The following is a 16,612-nucleotide window of genomic DNA, read 5'->3' on the forward strand; positions in this document are numbered from 1 at the left end:
GGCGGAGAGGGCGTGTGTCGGTGTGGGGTGGGGCTTGGGTGCACCCGGTTTCGCCGCGGCACCGGGCTTCGGGAGGCTGGGCTTCGGTGTGTCGTGCTGCTGAGCGGCAGGCTCCACGGCGGGCTTCGCGTCGCTGCTGTCGGTCATCGGTTCCTCATCTCTGCCGCGCGTCACGGCTGCCTGAACGCAATACTGGCTCCATACGACCCGGGACGGGTGCTGGCTCCATTCAACCCGGTACGGGCCCTGTGGACTATTGAATCAGGTCGGACGGTCCGCGTTGGTACCGATTGACGGCACCGCCAGAATCGGATGTCGGGTCCGCACGGACGGTCGACTAGCGTGACTGTGTGTTCACCGCCGCAATCCTCGTGCCGTCTCCACCGCTACTGGTACCCGAACTGACCGGGGCGGCCGCTGCGGAGACGGCGCCGTTGCGGGATGCGGTCCAGACGGCGGCGAAGGCGTTGTCCGCGCTCGCCACCGAGTGGGTGGCGGTCGGAGCGGCGCCCGCCGCGGTGGCGGTACGTTCCGACGCCCAGGGCACCTATCGCGGCTACGGCGTCGACGTACGGGTCGCGTTGCGGCCCGGTCCGGCAGGCGATCCCGACCCGGACCTGCCGCTCGCGGCGCTGACGGCCGGGTGGATCCGGGGGACGTGCGCGCCGGACGCCGTCGTCGACGCGCGGATCCTCTCCGCCGACCTGTCGCCGCACCAGTGCGCCGAGTACGGCGCGGAACTGCGCACCCTTCTCGACCGGGATCCGGAGCCGCGGGGTCTGGTGATCGTCGCGGACGGGGCGAACACTCTCACGGCGAAGGCGCCGGGCGCGTTCGACCCGCGTGCGGAGGGCGTGCAGGCCAGGATCGACGCCGCGCTCGACACCGGCGACCGCGACGCGCTGCTGGCCCTCGAACCCGCGGAGTGCGATTCCCTCGGCATCGGCGGGCGCGTCCCGTGGCAGGTTCTCGCCGGCGTGTTCGACGCGCCACCCGCTTCCTGCCGGACGCTGTACAGCGCGGCACCCTATGGAGTCGGTTACCACGTGGGGGAGTGGCGTCCGTGAGGTCACCCGTGCCGATCGCCGTCGTCGGACCGACCGCAACCGGAAAGTCGGATCTCGCACTGGACCTGGCCGAACGTCTCGGCGGCGAGATCGTCAACATCGACGCGATGCAGCTGTACCGGGGCATGGACATCGGCACCGCCAAACTCGCCCCGGCCGAACGCCGCGGAATCCCGCACCACCAACTCGACGTGCTCGACGTGACGGAGACGGCCACCGTCGCGAACTATCAGCAGGCGGCGGTCCGCGACGTCGAGGCGATCGCCGCACGCGGCGCAGTGCCGGTCATCGTCGGCGGATCGATGATGTATGTGCAGTCGCTGCTCGACGAGTGGAGCTTCCCGGCCACCGATGCGTCCGTGCGGGCGCGGTGGGAAGCCGTCCTCGCCGAGAAGGGCGTCGCGGCCGTCCACGCTGAACTCGGCCGGGTGGACCCCGACGCCGCCGCGTCGATCCTCCCCACCGATGGCAGGCGCCTGGTCCGGGCCCTCGAAGTCGTGGAGATCACCGGGAAGCCGTTCGCGGCGTCGGCCCCGCGGATCGGCGAACCGCGCTGGGGCACACACATCGTCGGTGTCGACCGGGATACCGCCGAACTCGACGACCGGATCCGGCTCCGCACCCGGCTGATGTTCGAACGGGGACTCGTCGACGAGGTGAACGGGCTGATCGAGCTGGGACTGCGCGACGGGGTCACCGCACCCCGGGCCATCGGCTACGCACAGGTCCTCGCCTGGCTCGACGGCGAATACGACCTCGACGAGGCGCAGGAACGCACATTCATCGGCACCCGGCGCTACGTGCGCAGGCAACGGTCGTGGTTTCGCCGCGACACCCGCATCCACTGGGTCGACGGAAGCGACCCCGACCTCGCGGACACCACGATCCGCACCCTCGGCGAGACCCGAACACTGGGAGAACGATGAGCCGCGCACCGTCCGGACGCAACCGTCCGGCCCCGTCCCTGCTGGTGACCACCCGCAACGCCCGCTTTCAGCAGTGGCAGTCGTACCTCACCAACCGCGCCAAGCGAACGAAGGCGGGACGCTTCCTGATCCAGGGCGTCCGTCCCCTCAACCTGGCGCTGGAACACGGCTGGCCGATCGAATCGCTGCTGCACCGCATCGACGGCCCGCCACTGTCCGGCTGGGCACGGGAACTGCTCGACACCCGGTCCGTCGAACAGATCGGTGTCAGTGCCGAACTGATGGCCGAACTGGGTGAGAAGACCACCACCGCGCCGGAACTGATCGCCGTCGCGAAGACACGAACCCCGCGACTGAAGGACCTGCGACTGCAGTCCGTCCCCCTGATCGTCGTGTTCGACCGGCCCGCCTCACCCGGAAATCTGGGCACCCTCGTCCGTTCCGCCAACGCGTTCGGCGCCGACGCGGTCGTCGTCGTCGGCCACGGCGCAGATCCGTTCGACCCCCGGAGTGTCCGTGCCTCCACCGGATCCCTCTTCGCGATGCCCGTCGTGACGGTGTCGTCCGTCGACGAGATCCTCGCCTTCCGCGACGCCCGGCGGGCGTCCGGAACCGACCTGCACATCGTCGGCACCGACGAGACCGGCTCCGTCACCATCGACGCCCACGACTTCGGCGGCGGCACCGTGCTCGTCATCGGCAACGAGACCCGCGGGATGAGCGCTGCCTGGCGCGACGCCTGCGACACGGTGGTCAACATCCCGATCGGAGGCGCCGCGAGTTCCCTCGGCGCCCCCTCCGCCGGCGCCGTCGCCCTCTACGAAATCGCCCGGCAGCGTAAATGAACCGCACCGCGGTCGCGCCGATGAACCGCACCGCGGTCGCGCCGATGAACCGCACCGCGGTCGCGCAGATGAACAGCACCTGCTCGACCGTTGGTTAGAGTGGTGCGCATGGATTTCAGCAAGGGACACGGCACCGAGAACGACTTCGTGGTCCTCCCGGATCCCGATGTCCTCATCGACCTGTCGGCCCCGCGGGTAGCGGCGCTGTGCGATCGCAGGCGTGGGCTCGGCGCCGACGGAATCCTGCGCGTCGCGAAGGCCGGTGCGCTGGCCGCCGCCGGTGTGCTCGCCGAACTTCCCGACGGCACGTCCGAGGACGACTGGTTCATGGACTACCGCAACGCCGACGGCTCGATCGCGGAGATGTGCGGCAACGGCGTCCGTGTCTTCGCGCACTACCTCCGCGCGGCGGGGCTCGAGACACGCGACGAGTTCGTGGTCGGCAGCCGGGCCGGCGGCAAACCGGTGATCGTGCACTCGGCCGACGGCGCCTTCGGCGAGGTCACCGTCGACATGGGCGTGGTGCGGGATCTGGGAACCAGTGCCGCGACCATCGACGGCAAGGTGTTCAACGGGATCGGCATCGACGTCGGCAACCCGCACCTGGCGTGTGTCGATGCGCACCTCACGGCGGCGTCCCTGTCGGCCCTCGACCTGACGGCCGCACCCGGGTTCGATCCCGGCTTCTTCCCGCACGGCGTGAACGTGGAGATCCTCACCCGCATCGATTCCGGTGCCGTGGACATGCGGGTACACGAGCGCGGGGTCGGCGAAACACGGTCGTGCGGCACCGGGACGGTGGCCGCGGCCACCGCCGCTCTGCGCTTCGACGGGGCCGACTCCGGTGAGGTGAATGTCCGTATTCCCGGTGGTCAGGTCACCGTTGCGGTGTCCGACGGCCGGGCGACGTTGCGCGGACCGTCCGTCCTGGTGGCGTCCGGGAACCTCGACGACGGCTGGTGGAACGGCCTCGCCTGATCGCCCTGCGCGAAATGCACGTGCGCACCCTCGACATTCCGTGGGATCATGAGGGTGTATGACGAAAACACATCGCACAGAAGAATCGCCGATCTCCGACTCCACTGAGTTCGCCTACGACGACGGGCGCCCTTCGGTCGGCGAGATGCAACTCGAGGACCGCAGCGCGCTGCGCCGAGTTGCCGGGCTCTCCACCGAGCTCACAGACGTCACCGAGGTCGAATACCGACAGCTGCGCCTCGAACGCGTGGTGCTCGTCGGTGTCTGGACGCAGGGAACCGCGGCGCAGGCCGAATCCAGCATGGCCGAGCTCGCGGCTCTGGCCGAGACCGCCGGGTCCGAGGTCCTCGAGGGCCTCGTCCAGCGGCGGGACAAACCAGACGCGGCCACCTACATCGGTTCCGGCAAGGCCGAGGAACTCCGTGAGGTCGTCCTCTCGACCGGCGCCGACACCGTCATCTGCGACGGTGAACTCACTCCCGCGCAGCTGACCGCGCTGGAGAAGGTCGTCAAGGTCAAGGTCATCGACCGGACGGCCCTCATCCTCGACATCTTCGCTCAGCACGCGACGTCCAGGGAGGGCAAGGCGCAGGTTGCACTGGCCCAGATGGAATACATGCTGCCGCGACTGCGTGGCTGGGGTGAATCGATGTCCCGGCAGGCGGGTGGTCGCGCCGGCAGCAACGGCGGCGTGGGGCTGCGTGGTCCCGGTGAGACCAAGATCGAGACGGACCGCCGGCGAATCCGTGAGCGGATGGCGAAGCTGCGGCGCGAGATCAAGGGCATGAAGGCCGCCCGCGACACCAAACGCACCAGGCGTCTGCGGAGCGAGACCCCGTCCATCGCGATCGTCGGATACACCAACGCCGGCAAGTCGAGCCTGCTCAACGCTTTGACGGGGTCCGGGGTGCTGGTGCAGAACGCGCTGTTCGCCACCCTCGACCCCACCACCCGGCGGGCGGCGCTGGACGACGGCCGCGAGTACGTCCTCACCGACACCGTCGGGTTCGTCCGGCACCTGCCGACGCAGCTGATCGAGGCGTTCCGCTCGACGCTCGAGGAAGTCACGGACGCGGATCTGCTGCTTCACGTCGTCGACGGTTCCGATCCGCTGCCCACGGATCAGATCAGGGCCGTCCACGAGGTGATCACCGAGGTGATCCGGGAGAACGACGCCGCAGCGCCGCCGGAACTCATCGTGGTGAACAAGATCGACGCGGCCGACCCGGTCACGCTGACCCAGCTGCGCGGCCTGCTGCCCGGAGCGGCGTTCGTCTCCGCCCGGACCGGGGAAGGCATCGCCGAGTTGCGCGCGCATCTCAGCGATGTGCTGGTCCGCCCGGAGATCGAGGTCAGCGTTCTCCTCCCGTACAACCGGGGAGACCTGATGGCCCGGATCCACTCGGACGGACAGATCCTCGACTCGTCCCATGAAGAGGACGGCACGCGCGTCCACGCGCGGGTGCCCGAAGCGCTGGCGTCGGCACTGGTTCAGTACAGCGGCAGTGCCTGACCGCTCACGGTGGTCGGCCCGTGTCGCGGTCGCGGTGCTCGCTGCGTGCACACCGCTCGCGGCGGCGGGCGCCGGGTCCGCAGAGCCGTTCTTCCGCGATCAGACCGCCGTCGACGCGTCGGAATTCGGTCCGCTCTGCACTCCCGACGATTCGGGGGTCGGCACCCCGGACGAGGCCTCGCTGGAAGAGCTGTCGGGGCTCGTGTCGGCGGGGGGACTGCTCTACGCGGTCGGTGACAGCGGGTCCGATCGCGCGGTCGCGGTGATGGACGGGAACTGCGCCGTGCAGCGGTGGCTTCCGCTGCCGGTCGATCCGTACGACGTCGAGGACATGGCCTCCGGCCCCGACGGCCGGCTGTGGCTCGCCGACACCGGGGACAACGGACGCCGACGCGACACGGTGGCACTGATCGCGATGGACCGCGACACCGGCGCAGGGGAACTGCATCGGCTGACGTATCCGGACGGCCCGCACGACGCCGAGACCGTTCTCGTCCAAAACGACGGCACCCCGCTGATCGTCACGAAGGAAGTGTTCGGGGCGGGCAACGTGTACCGGCCTGCGGAGGGCGCCGGTGTGGGCGGCCTCGCGAGCCCCGGCCCGACCCCGCTCGAGAAGGTGGGGACGCTGGACGTCGCCGAGACGAACGGCGCCGACGACGCCACCACCGGGAGCGGCACCACGGCCCCGGCCCTGCATTCGACGATGTTCACCGGCGGCGCCGTGTCCGCCGACGGAACCGTGGCCGCCGTCCGCAGCTACTCCGACGTGTTCCTGTTCTCGGCGCCGGACGGCGACCTGGCCGCCGCGTTCGCCGCGGGGCCGGTGGTGCGCGCACACGTTCCGCAGCAGCCGCAGGGGGAGTCGATCGCGTTCACCGAGAACGGCGACCTGCTGATCGCCTCCGAGGCGCGGGAGGGTCCCGTTCCGCCGATTCAGGCGCTGCCCGGGGCGGTATCGAGGGTGCAGCAGCAGGCCCGCACGGAGACAGTCGCGGACGAGGCGTCGGCGCATTCGTCGGGAACGTTGTGGGGGATCGGCATCGCCGGCGGCGCGGTCGTGCTCGTGGTCGGCGCCGGCTTCCTGGTCCGCCGCCGTGCCCGATAGGTCTGTTTTGCGAGAAATGTTGCGAGCCTGATTCTTTCGGTGGCCGGCACGGTGTGAATACTGGCGGGGTGCAGGCCCACGAGTTGTTGTCGCGTATCGCCCACCTGTCACTCGAGCACGGTCGCGCCCAGACCGCATCGACCGTCGCCGTGGTGGCGGGCACCGTCGTAATGCTCGCGGCGTCGCGTTCCGCCCGGCCGCCGATCCTCCGCGCCGCGGCGGTCGCGGTGCCCGTGACCGCGGTGATCGGGGGTGCCGTGTGGGCGACGTACCGGCCGCTTCCCAATCAGATACCGCCGGCGGGATACGCGTGGATCTGGCTCGCCGTCGGCACCCTCGTACTCGCAGCGGCTCTCCTGCTCCGGAAGCCCGGCGTCCGGCGCGCAGTGGTGATCGGGACGGCAGGTGCCATGGTCGCGGCCGCGGCGGTCGGGCAGGTCAATGCGGAGGTCGGCGTCTTCCCGACCGTCGGTTCGCTGGCCGGGCACCGCCCGCCGACGGTAGTCGAGCCGGTGTCGTTCGGTGCCGTCCCCGGGTTCGAAAGCGCCGTGCAGTCCGGGACCCCGATGGACTCGGTGTGGACACGTCCGGTGCGCACACCCGGCTCCGGTGTGGTGACGGAAGTGGAGATCCCCGGCACCGAATCCGGATTCCCGGCCCGGCCGGCCGTGTTGTATCTGCCGCCGGCGTACCTGACGTCGCCCCGCGCCGTGCTCCCCGTCATTGTGATGATCGCGGGACAGCCGGGGCGCCCCCAGGACTGGTTCGGCAGCGGACGATTGGGGTCCACGGTGGACGCGTATGCCGCGCGGCACGACGGCCTCGCGCCGGTCGTCGTGGTGGTCGACGCACTGGGGTCGCAGGACGCGAATCCGCTCTGTCTGGATTCGGCGCTGGGCAACGCTGCCACCTACGTGGCCCGCGACGTGCCCGCGTGGATCGAGAAGTCCCTGCAGGTGTCGCGCGATCCGGCGCAGTGGGCGATCGGCGGATTCTCGTACGGGGGTACCTGTTCGATCCAGCTGGCCGTGAACTATCCGGCGATCTACCCGACGTTTCTCGACTTCCTCGGTCAGGACGAGCCCTCGCTGGGCGATCACGCGGGGACGGTTGCGGCGACGTTCGCCGGCGACGAGCGTGCGTTCGCGGCGGTCAATCCGGTCGACGTGCTGAGGACGCGGCAGTTTCCGGAGCTGACCGGGGTGTTCGTCGCCGGGGCGGCGGACGACGAATACCGCCCGCAGCAGCAGCGGATGTTCGCTGCCGCGCGGGCGGCCGGCCTGAACGTGCGGTACTACGAGCTCCCCGGTGGCCACGAGGGCGCAACCTGGGGTGCGGCGCTCGAGCGGGAGATGGACTGGACCGGCCGTCAGCTGGGTCTCACCAGCTGACGGCCGGATAGCGGTCAGGCGTCGAGGTCGGCCGCCACCAGCTGGGCCACCTTCTCGACGGCGTCGGCGTCGTCGCTGGTGACCGTGACGTCGGTGCCCTTGGTGGCGCCGAGCGTCATGATGAGCAGTGCGGAACCGGCGTCCACGGGTTCGCCGTCCGCCACGGCCAGCGTGACGGGCACACCGGCGGCGGCAACCGCTTCGGCGATGACGGCGGCGGGACGGGCGTGCAGGCCGATGGACGAACCGACGGCGACTGTGGTGCTGGGCATGGACTCTCTCCTCTGTCGGTGGGGGGTGGTGCGGGACGAGCGGGTCGATCTGTTTCTCTTACGCTGCGACTGTCGCAACGTCGGGGTCGAGTTCGGCGTCGGACGCGCCGGGCTTGATGAATTCCTTGGCGGCGACGACGCACAGTGCGGCGACGACGACACCGGCGGCCAGCGCCACCAGGAACCACAGCAGGTTGCCGATGGCGAAGAAGACGAAGATTCCGCCGTGCGGTGCGCTGAGGGTGACGTTGAACGCCATGATCAGGGCGCCGGTGACGGCGCCGCCGGCCATCATCGAGGGAATGACGCGCAGCGGGTCGGCGGCGGCGAACGGAATGGCACCTTCGGAGATGAACGCCGAGCCGAGAAGCCAGGCCGCCTTGCCGTTTTCGCGTTCCGCCTCGCTGAACAGGCTGGGACGCAGGACGGTCGACGCGAGAGCCATCGCCAGCGGCGGGACCATGCCCGCAGCCATCACGGCCGCCATGATCCGCAGCGAGGCGGGATCGTTGACGTTGAGGCCGGCCACCGCGAACGCGTAGGCGGCCTTGTTCACCGGGCCACCGAGGTCGAAGCACATCATCAGGCCGAGGATGATGCCGAGGAAGATGACGGAGCTGCCGGACAGACCGTTGAGCCAGTTCGTCAGTCCCGACGTGATCGAGGCGAGCGGACGGCCCAGAACCAGGAACATGAGTGCGCCGACGATCAGCGTCGCGAACAGCGGGATGATCACCACCGGCATCAGGCCGCGCAACCACTGGGGAACCGGGATCCGGCTGATCCACAGCGCGACCACGCCGGCGATCAGACCACCGACGAGGCCTCCGATGAATCCGGCGCCGACGAAGACAGCCACGGCGCCCGCGGTGAAGCCCGGCGCCAGACCGGGCCGGTCGGCGATGGCGAAGGCGATGTAACCGGCCAGAGCGGGTACGAGGAAGCTGAACGCCAGCGAACCCAGTTGGAACAGCACCGCGCCCAGGTACGTTGCCAGGCCACCCTCGGGGAGTTGGCCGAGGGAGTTGCTGAGGACGATGTCCTCCGCGGGACCGGAGATCTCGTACCCGCCGAGCAGGAAGCCGAGGGCGATCAGCAGACCGCCGGCGGCGACGAACGGGATCATGTAACTGACACCGGTGAGCAGCACCTGGCGCAGGTGGGTGCCCCAGCCGATCGATCCGGCCGGCTCGTCCGCCGCGCTGCCGGCGCTACCCGCGTCCACGGTGGCCGCGGACGGGTTCATGCCCGCGCGCAGTGCCTCGGTGATCATGGTGTCGGGCTCGTTGATGGCGCGCTTGACGCCCGACGCCACCACCGGCTTGCCTGCGAAGCGTTCCTTGCCCTTCACCCCGACATCGGTGGCGAAGATGACGGCGGATGCGCCCGCGATCACTCCCGGTGCCAGCGGTGTGCTTCCGCTCGAACCCTGAGTCTCCACGTGGACGACGACGCCTGCGCGTTCGCCGGCGGCGACGAGGGAGTCGGCGGCCATGTACGTGTGGGCGATGCCGGTCGGGCAGGCCGTGACCGCGACGATGTGCTTCGGTCCCTCTTCGGGCTCGGGTTCCTTCTCCGGGGCGACCGGTTCGGGCGTCGGAGCCGGGGCCGGGGCCGCGGCGGCCGCCGCGGGTGCTGCGGCTGCTGCGGGGGCCGCGGCCGCCGGTGTGGCGGCGGGTGCGGGTGCGGGTGCCAGGACGTCGTTCACCAGGGTGACGATCTCGGCGGGGGACTTCGCATCACGGAGCGCTCCGACGAAGGCGGGGCGCACCAGCGCCCGCGCGAGCGAGGAGAGCAGCTTCATGTGCTCCGCGCCCGCACCTTCGGGCGCGGCGATGAGGAACACCAGATCTGCAGGTCCGTCGGGGGCACCGAAGTCGACCTTCGGGGCGAGCCGGGCGAATCCGAGGGACGCCGCCACAACGGCTTCGGAACGGCAGTGGGGGATCGCGATCCCACCGGGAAGTCCCGTCGCCGATTGTGATTCACGCGCCAGTGCGGCGTCGCGGAGAGCGTCCGCTTCGGTGGCGCGACCGGCGTCGGCCAGACGCCGGGAGAGCGCGGAGATCACGTCCTCCTTGGAGGCTCCGAGGTCGGTGTCCAGGGAGATCAGATCTTCGCTGATGATCTGCGGCCCCGAATCGCGGTCGGGTGTCGAGTGAGACATGGTGTTTCCTTCTGGTTCAGGCCGGATCGGGGGCGGGGGAGATGAGGGCGGTGACAGTGACGGCGTCGATGTCGACGTGTTCGGGGGTCGGCAGGGTGGTGCCGGGAAGGGCTGCCGCCGCGCTGCCGTAGGCGACGGCGGATCGGAGGCAGTCCGCGGGGGTCGCGCCGGACATCTGCGCTGCCAGGTAGCCAGCCAGCGACGAGTCGCCGGCGCCGACGGTGCTGCGGGCAACGATCGGTGGTGGCGTGGCCCACCAGGCGCCGGCCTCCGTCACGAGAACCGCACCCGCGGCACCGAGCGTGGCGAGGACGGCTTCGACCCCGCGGTCCACGAGTTGCCTGCCGGCATGGGCGGTGGCCGTCGGGTCCCCGCGCAGCGCGGACTCCTCGAGCAACTGCCCGTCGGCGCCGGTGAGCTGAGCGAGTTCCTCGCTGTTCGGTTTCACGAGGTCGGGGGCGGCCGCGGGGAACCGTTCCGCGAGCGCGAGCAGCGGGGCGTCCGACGTGTCGACGGCGACTCGGCATGGTGCCGAGCGGAGTGCCTCGACGAGCGTGGCGTACCAGTCGGTGGGAATGCCCGGGGGAAGGGAACCGGACAGCACGACCCACTCGGCCCGGGACCCGCGTTCGATGATCTCCGACTGCAGATCGGCGAGGGACTCGGCCGACATGACGACGCCGGGTTCGTTGACCTTGGTGGTGGTGCCGTCGGGTTCGGTGATGGTGATGTTGGTGCGCGCCGGACCGGACGTCGCCACGGTCACGTGCTCGATCCCGTGCTCGGACAGGGCGGTGAGCAGGGGATCACCCTCGTTGCCCGGGAGTACCGCGACAGCGGCGACACCGGCCGACGTGAGCGCGCGGGCGACGTTGACGCCCTTGCCTCCCGGGTCGCTGTGGGTGGCGGCCGCGCGCAGAACGGTTCCTCGTTCGAGGCGTCCCACCAGGTTGACGGTGCGGTCGATGCTCGGATTGGCGGTCAGCGTGACGATCATGCGATCACCACCTCGATTCCCTGGTCGTGGAAGTGGGCTCGGTCTGCGGAACTGATGTCGGCGTCGGTGACGAGGATGTCGACGCTGTGGATGGGGGCGAAGCTCACGAGGTGTTCCCTCCCGACCTTCGACGAGTCGGCGACCACGACGACGTGGTTGGCGCACCGGACCATCGCGCGCTTGACCGCGGCCTCCTCGGTGTCCGGGGTGGACAGGCCGTGGCCGACGCTGAGCGCGTTGGTGCCGATGAACGCGACGTCGACGCGGAGGACGTCGAGGATGCGCAGCGCCTCCTCGCCGACGGCGGCCTGCGTGATGCCGCGCACCCGGCCGCCCAGCATGTGGAGCGTCACCGAATTGAGTCCCGCGAGCCGGGCTGCGATCGGCACGGAGTTGGTGATCACGGTGAGGTCCAGATCGGACGGGAGTTCCGGGATGATGCGCCCCGTCGTGGTTCCCGCGTCGAACAGCACGCTGCCACCGGACGGAGGCAGGTAGGCGGCGGCGCGCTTGGCGATCCGGTCCTTCTGCTCGGCGCGGGTGTGATCGCGCTCCGTCATGCCGGGCTCGGTGACGGTGAGGGACCCCGCAGGCACCGCGCCGCCGTGCACGCGGCGGACGTGGCCGAGACGCTCGAGAAGAGCGAGGTCACGGCGCACGGTCTCGGTGGTGACGCCGAACGTGTCGGAGAGGTCCGCGACCGACATGCGTCCGCGCTGCGAGATCAGCGTGGTGACCGCTTGCTGGCGTTCTTCCGGATACACCGTGACCCCGTTCCTGTTCTCGTCGGTGAAGTGTTCGGTGATGTGATCCGTTATGGTCTGCATCACACGAAATGTTGTGTCATGTTGTTTTACGCCCGAGTGTGTTGACATGTCAAGAGTTGAGAGTAATCTCCGTCACATAGTCGATTCGCATTTCCGACTGTGTGAAGACAGAACGAGCCGGCCAGGAGGACCCGATGACCGAAGACCGTGAAATCGTGCGAGGTACGCCGGTGGTACCCGGCATTGCCTACGCGCCGGTGATCTGGCCGGCTCCGCGGCCGGAGGTCGCACCCGGATCGGCCCGGATCGACGAGGCGTCGCGGGACGCGGAGAAGGTCCGCTTCGAGGAAGCGGCCGCCGTCGTGTCAGGGCGACTCCGCGACCGCGCGGCGAGCGTCTCCGGGGCCGCGGCAGAGGTGCTGCAGGCGAACGCGGCGATGGCTGCCGACCGCGGCTGGCTCGGTGCCGCGCAGAAGCTGATCGCCGGTGGAGCCCCGGCCGAGGAAGCGGCGGCCGAAGCCACCGAGCAGTTCGCCACCCTGTTCACCAAGATGGGCGGGCTGATGGCCGAACGGGTGACCGACCTGCGCGACATCCGGGACCGTGTCGTGTCCGAACTCCTCGGCCTGCCCGAACCCGGCATCCCCGTGCCCACGACACCGTCGATCCTGTGTGCCCAGGACCTCGCGCCCGCCGACACCGCCGGTCTCGATCCCGAATTGATCGTCGGACTCGTGACCGTCCTCGGCGGCCCGACGAGCCACACCGCGATCATCTCGCGGCAGCTGGGCATACCGTGTGTGGTCGCGGTGCGTGACCTCGAATCCGTCGTCGCGGGCACCCCCGTCCTCCTCGACGGGTCGGCGGGCGAACTCGTGGTCGAACCGGACCCCGTGGAGGCCCGTGCCGCCGTGGAACACGGCCGCGCCGAACGGATCCGCATCCAGTCGTGGGAAGGACCCGGCCGCACGAGCGACGGGCATTCCGTGTCGATTCTGGCCAACGTCCAGGACGGGGCCGGTGCGCGCTCGGCGGCCACGACCGCCGCCGAGGGCGTCGGACTGTTCCGCACCGAGTTGTGCTTCCTGGACCGCGATTCCGAGCCCGGTGTCGACGAGCAGGCCGAGATCTACGGAGAGGTGCTCGACGCGTTCGCCGGCCGGAAGGTGGTGATCCGGACCCTCGACGCGGGATCGGACAAGCCGCTGCGCTTCGCCAACCACGCAGAAGAGGCGAACCCGGCGCTCGGGGTCCGCGGAATCCGGATCGCCGAACAGAACCCGGGAATCCTCAGCAGGCAACTCGACGCCGTCGCCGCCGCGGCGAAGCAGACACAGTCGCAGCCGTGGGTGATGGCGCCGATGATCTCGACTCCCGCCGAGGCCGAATCCTTCGCGGCGGAGGTCCGCGCCCGCGGACTCGTGCCCGGCGTGATGGTCGAGGTACCGGCCGCCGCGCTTCTGGCCGACCGCCTCCTGCGCCACGTCGACTTCCTGTCCATCGGCACGAACGACCTCGCGCAGTACACGATGGCCGCCGACCGGATGTCCTCCGACCTGGCATCGCTCACCGATCCCTGGCAACCGGCGGTCCTCGCGCTCGTCGCCCGCACGGCCGAGGCGGGCATCGCGGCGGGCAAACCGGTCGGCGTCTGCGGCGAGGCGGCCGCCGACCCGCTACTCGCCTGCGTGCTGATCGGACTCGGGGTCACGTCGCTGTCCTGCGCCGGTGCCGCCGTGTCCGGTGTCGGGGCGAAGGTGGGATCGGTCTCGCTGGACGACTGCCGTCGTGCCGCCGAGGACGTGCTCGCCACGAGTGATCCGGCGGAGGCGCGGACCGCGGCGGTACGGGTGCTGGGCGCGTAGTCCCGGTTTGCCGCGGGATCCGGTCCCGAAGACGCGAAACTCCCAGATCGTGCCTACTATTGGCGAACTGTGACGAAAAGAGAAACCGACGCCCCCGACGGTCCGGCCGGCGGCTCTGCCGGCCCGTCCACCCCCACGCGGGCGTTCGGGTGGACGATGCACGGCGACGGCAGGCGGATCGGTGAGGGTGAGGTGGTCGCTCCCGGCGAGCGCCTCACCTGGCCGCGCACGGTCGGAATCGGGATGCAGCACGTCATCGCGATGTTCGGCGCCACCCTCCTGGTGCCGACCATCACCGGGTTTCCGGTCACTACGACACTGCTGTTCTCGGGTATCGGTACGGCCCTGTTCCTGATCATCACCCGCGGCCGCATCCCCAGCTATCTCGGTTCGTCGTTCGCGTTCATCGCGCCGCTGACGGCGTCGCAGAGTTCGGGTCCCGCCGCGCAACTCGGCGGCGTCGCCGCCGCGGGTCTGTTGCTGCTCGTGGTGGGCATCGCGGTGAAGCTGGCCGGATCGCGGGTCATCGACGCCGTCATGCCACCCGTCGTCACCGGCGCCGTGGTCGCCCTGATCGGGCTCAATCTCGCACCCACCGCGGTGGATTCGTTCGAATCGCAACCGCTGATCGCCGGGGTGACCCTGCTGGCGATCCTGCTCGTGACAGTGCTCGGTCCGGGACTGCTGGGCCGTCTCGGAATCCTCGTCGGTGTCGTCGTCGGCTGGGTGTTCGCCGCCGTGATCGGCGGGCTCGCCGAGGAGCGGGTCACAGCGCTGCGGGAGGCGGCCTGGTTCGGTGTGCCCGAATTACGGGGGCCGACGTTCGAATGGTCCGTGATCGCGCTGACCCTGCCGGTGGTCATCGTCCTGATCGCCGAGAACGTCGGCCACGTCAAGGCGGTGTCGGCCATGACGGGTCGGTCGCTCGACGACGTCGCCGGTGACGCCCTCGTCGCGGACGGACTGGCCACCACCCTCGCCGGATTCGGGGGCGGCTCCGGGACCACCACGTACGCCGAGAACATCGGAGTCATGGCCGCGACGCGGGTCTATTCCACCGCCGCCTACTGGGTCGCGGCCGCCACCGCCGTGGTCCTCGCGTTCTCACCGAAGTTCGGTGCCCTCGTGTTCACCGTGCCGAACGGTGTCATCGGCGGCGCCACCCTCGTGCTGTACGGACTGATCGGTGTCCTCGGTGTGCGCATCTGGATGGACGCCGAGGTGGATTTCACCGACCCCGTGAACCTCACCGTGGTCGCCGCGGCGCTCGTCGCCGGCATCGGCGACCTGACGCTGACGATCGGATCCGTGGAACTCGGTGGCATCGCGTGGGGTTCGGTGGGCATCCTCGTCGCCTACCCGGTGATGCGCTCGCTCGCGCGGTTCCGCAAGCCCTGAGACCGTGACCGGATGGGTCACGAATCCCGATCACCTGGGTCATTCACCACGTAGTTCCTCGCCTCTACCGTCGAACGAGACGTACCCAGATAGTTGATACGAGGAGTCGGCGTGGAGCGCACCCTGTTCGAACCGGAGCACGAACTGTTCCGGGAGTCGTACCGCAAGTTTCTCGCACAGCACGCCGAGCCGAACCACGCCACGTGGGAAGAGCAGAACATCGTCGACCGCAGCCTGTGGGTCGAGGCCGGCAAGCAGGGCTTCCTCGGCATGGCCGTGCCGGAGGAATTCGGTGGCGGCGGCGTGCGCGACTTCCGGTACAACGCGATCGTCACCGAGGAGACCACCCGGGGCGGGTACAGCGGCATCGGCTTCACCCTGCACAACGACGTCGTCGCGCCCTACCTGCTCGAACTGAGCAACGAGGAGCAGAAGCAGCGCTGGCTGCCCGGCTTCGCGTCGGGTGAACTGATCACAGCCATCGCGATGACCGAGCCGGGCACCGGCAGCGACCTGCAGGGCATCAAGACCCGCGCCGTGCGCGACGGCGACGACTGGGTCCTCAACGGTTCGAAGACCTTCATCACGAACGGCATCAACGCCGACCTCGTAATCGTCGTCGCGTGTACCGATCCCGACAAGGGGGCGCAGGGATTCAGCCTCCTGGTCGTCGAACGGGACATGCCGGGCTTCGAACGCGGCCGCAACCTCGACAAGATCGGTATGAAGGCGCAGGACACCGCGGAACTCAGCTTCACCGATGTCCGCGTTCCCGCCGCCAACCTCCTCGGCGAGGAGGGGATGGGCTTCCTCTACCTGATGAAGAACCTTCCCCAGGAGCGGCTGTCGATCGCCGTGGTGGCCGCGGCCGCAATGGAATCGGCACTGGACATGACGATCCAGTACTGCCGCGACCGGAAGGCTTTCGGCAAGTCGATCGGCAGCTTCCAGAACACCCGTTTCGTGCTCGCCGAACTCGCCACCGAGGCAACGGCCGTCCGAGTCCTCGTCGACAAGTTCATCGAACTGCTCAACGACGAGAAGCTGTCGGTGCAGGAAGCGGCGATGGCCAAGTGGTGGACCACCGAGGCGCAGGTCCGGCTGATCGACCGGTGCCTGCAGCTGCACGGCGGCTACGGATACATGAAGGAGTACCCGATCGCCAAGGCGTACATGGATTCTCGTGTCCAGACCATCTACGGCGGTACCACCGAGATCATGAAGGAAATCATCGGTCGCGGCCTCAATCTCTGACGAGGCACGGCCTGCGTATCCGGGGTGGATGCGAGGAGGGCCCCACGGCGATCGCCGTGGGGCC

The 16,612-nt window shown here is 69.6% G+C and carries 14 protein-coding genes; 10 read left to right on the top strand and 4 right to left on the bottom strand.

Going from position 1 to position 16,612, the window contains the following annotated elements; genetic code table 11:
* Positions 1–350: 350 nt before the first annotated feature.
* The 7 genes from G9373_RS42085 to G9373_RS42115 all read left to right on the top strand — a co-directional run bounded on the left by G9373_RS42085 (position 351) and on the right by G9373_RS42115 (position 7,828).
* Positions 351–1,067: a class III extradiol dioxygenase subunit B-like domain-containing protein gene (locus tag G9373_RS42085; protein ID WP_064081028.1), complete on the top strand. Its 717-nt coding sequence runs from the start codon at positions 351–353 to the stop codon at positions 1,065–1,067.
* On the top strand, positions 1,064–1,993 hold the full coding sequence (gene miaA, locus G9373_RS42090; protein WP_169693208.1) for a tRNA (adenosine(37)-N6)-dimethylallyltransferase MiaA: 930 nt from the start codon (positions 1,064–1,066) through the stop codon (positions 1,991–1,993). The genes G9373_RS42085 and miaA overlap by 4 nt, the downstream gene beginning before the upstream one ends.
* Entirely contained in the window at positions 1,990–2,838 is an 849-nt protein-coding gene (locus tag G9373_RS42095; RefSeq protein WP_133986573.1) for an RNA methyltransferase, read from the top strand. The genes miaA and G9373_RS42095 overlap by 4 nt, the downstream gene beginning before the upstream one ends.
* A gap of 108 nt (positions 2,839–2,946) precedes the next feature.
* Positions 2,947–3,816 carry a diaminopimelate epimerase gene (dapF, locus tag G9373_RS42100; protein ID WP_054248743.1) on the top strand — a complete coding sequence of 290 codons (870 nt, stop codon included), beginning with the start codon at positions 2,947–2,949 and terminating at the stop codon, positions 3,814–3,816.
* A gap of 58 nt (positions 3,817–3,874) precedes the next feature.
* On the top strand, positions 3,875–5,329 hold the full coding sequence (hflX, locus tag G9373_RS42105) for a GTPase HflX (protein WP_005240762.1): 1,455 nt from the start codon (positions 3,875–3,877) through the stop codon (positions 5,327–5,329).
* Positions 5,322–6,437, top strand: coding sequence for a hypothetical protein (locus G9373_RS42110; RefSeq protein WP_054248744.1), 1,116 nt, complete (start codon positions 5,322–5,324; stop codon positions 6,435–6,437). Before hflX ends, G9373_RS42110 begins: the two co-directional genes overlap by 8 nt.
* Before the next feature lie 68 nt (positions 6,438–6,505).
* Positions 6,506–7,828 (top strand): alpha/beta hydrolase-fold protein, encoded by a 1,323-nt coding sequence (locus G9373_RS42115; RefSeq protein WP_133986853.1) that lies wholly within the window; start codon positions 6,506–6,508, stop codon positions 7,826–7,828.
* Between the two features lie 14 nt (positions 7,829–7,842).
* Here the strand turns inward: G9373_RS42115 and G9373_RS42120 are convergent, their stop codons facing one another.
* Genes G9373_RS42120 through G9373_RS42135 form a run of 4 tightly spaced genes read right to left on the bottom strand, consistent with a single transcriptional unit; the run spans position 7,843 to position 12,028 of the window.
* Positions 7,843–8,100 carry an HPr family phosphocarrier protein gene (locus G9373_RS42120; RefSeq protein ID WP_005261132.1) on the bottom strand — a complete coding sequence of 86 codons (258 nt, stop codon included), beginning with the start codon at positions 8,098–8,100 and terminating at the stop codon, positions 7,843–7,845.
* A gap of 58 nt (positions 8,101–8,158) precedes the next feature.
* The gene (locus G9373_RS42125) at positions 8,159–10,267 is read right to left on the bottom strand and encodes a fructose-specific PTS transporter subunit EIIC (RefSeq protein WP_120659232.1); all 2,109 of its coding nucleotides are present in this window, start codon (positions 10,265–10,267) and stop codon (positions 8,159–8,161) included.
* A 16-nt stretch (positions 10,268–10,283) separates the two neighbouring features.
* Entirely contained in the window at positions 10,284–11,264 is a 981-nt protein-coding gene (gene pfkB / locus G9373_RS42130) for a 1-phosphofructokinase (protein WP_120659231.1), read from the bottom strand.
* Positions 11,261–12,028: a DeoR/GlpR family DNA-binding transcription regulator gene (locus G9373_RS42135; protein WP_005261129.1), complete on the bottom strand. Its 768-nt coding sequence runs from the start codon at positions 12,026–12,028 to the stop codon at positions 11,261–11,263. Before G9373_RS42135 ends, pfkB begins: the two co-directional genes overlap by 4 nt.
* Positions 12,029–12,225: 197 nt before the next feature.
* Here G9373_RS42135 and ptsP point away from each other — a divergent pair, with 197 nt between their 5' ends.
* From ptsP to G9373_RS42150, 3 genes are all read left to right on the top strand, one after another.
* Positions 12,226–13,896 carry a phosphoenolpyruvate--protein phosphotransferase gene (gene ptsP, locus G9373_RS42140; protein WP_054248817.1) on the top strand — a complete coding sequence of 557 codons (1,671 nt, stop codon included), beginning with the start codon at positions 12,226–12,228 and terminating at the stop codon, positions 13,894–13,896.
* 156 nt (positions 13,897–14,052) lie between these two features.
* Positions 14,053–15,294 (top strand): solute carrier family 23 protein, encoded by a 1,242-nt coding sequence (locus G9373_RS42145; protein WP_005261127.1) that lies wholly within the window; start codon positions 14,053–14,055, stop codon positions 15,292–15,294.
* 111 nt (positions 15,295–15,405) lie between these two features.
* Complete coding sequence (locus tag G9373_RS42150; protein WP_005567358.1) at positions 15,406–16,548, top strand: acyl-CoA dehydrogenase family protein; 1,143 nt, start codon at positions 15,406–15,408, stop codon at positions 16,546–16,548.
* Positions 16,549–16,612: the final 64 nt, after the last annotated feature.

The sequence above is a fragment of the Rhodococcus sp. A14 genome, assembly GCF_011603105.1.
GTDB lineage: Bacteria > Actinomycetota > Actinomycetes > Mycobacteriales > Mycobacteriaceae > Rhodococcus_F > Rhodococcus_F opacus.

Coding starts and splice junctions, on each gene's coding strand:
- G9373_RS42095 (WP_133986573.1), top strand. CDS start 1,990: ATGAGCCGCGCACCGTCCGGACGCAACCGTCCGGCCCCGTCCCTGCTG.
- dapF (WP_054248743.1), top strand. CDS start 2,947: ATGGATTTCAGCAAGGGACACGGCACCGAGAACGACTTCGTGGTCCTC.
- hflX (WP_005240762.1), top strand. CDS start 3,875: ATGACGAAAACACATCGCACAGAAGAATCGCCGATCTCCGACTCCACT.
- G9373_RS42120 (WP_005261132.1), bottom strand. CDS start 8,100: ATGCCCAGCACCACAGTCGCCGTCGGTTCGTCCATCGGCCTGCACGCC.
- G9373_RS42125 (WP_120659232.1), bottom strand. CDS start 10,267: ATGTCTCACTCGACACCCGACCGCGATTCGGGGCCGCAGATCATCAGC.
- pfkB (WP_120659231.1), bottom strand. CDS start 11,264: ATGATCGTCACGCTGACCGCCAATCCGAGCATCGACCGCACCGTCAAC.
- ptsP (WP_054248817.1), top strand. CDS start 12,226: ATGACCGAAGACCGTGAAATCGTGCGAGGTACGCCGGTGGTACCCGGC.
- G9373_RS42145 (WP_005261127.1), top strand. CDS start 14,053: ATGCACGGCGACGGCAGGCGGATCGGTGAGGGTGAGGTGGTCGCTCCC.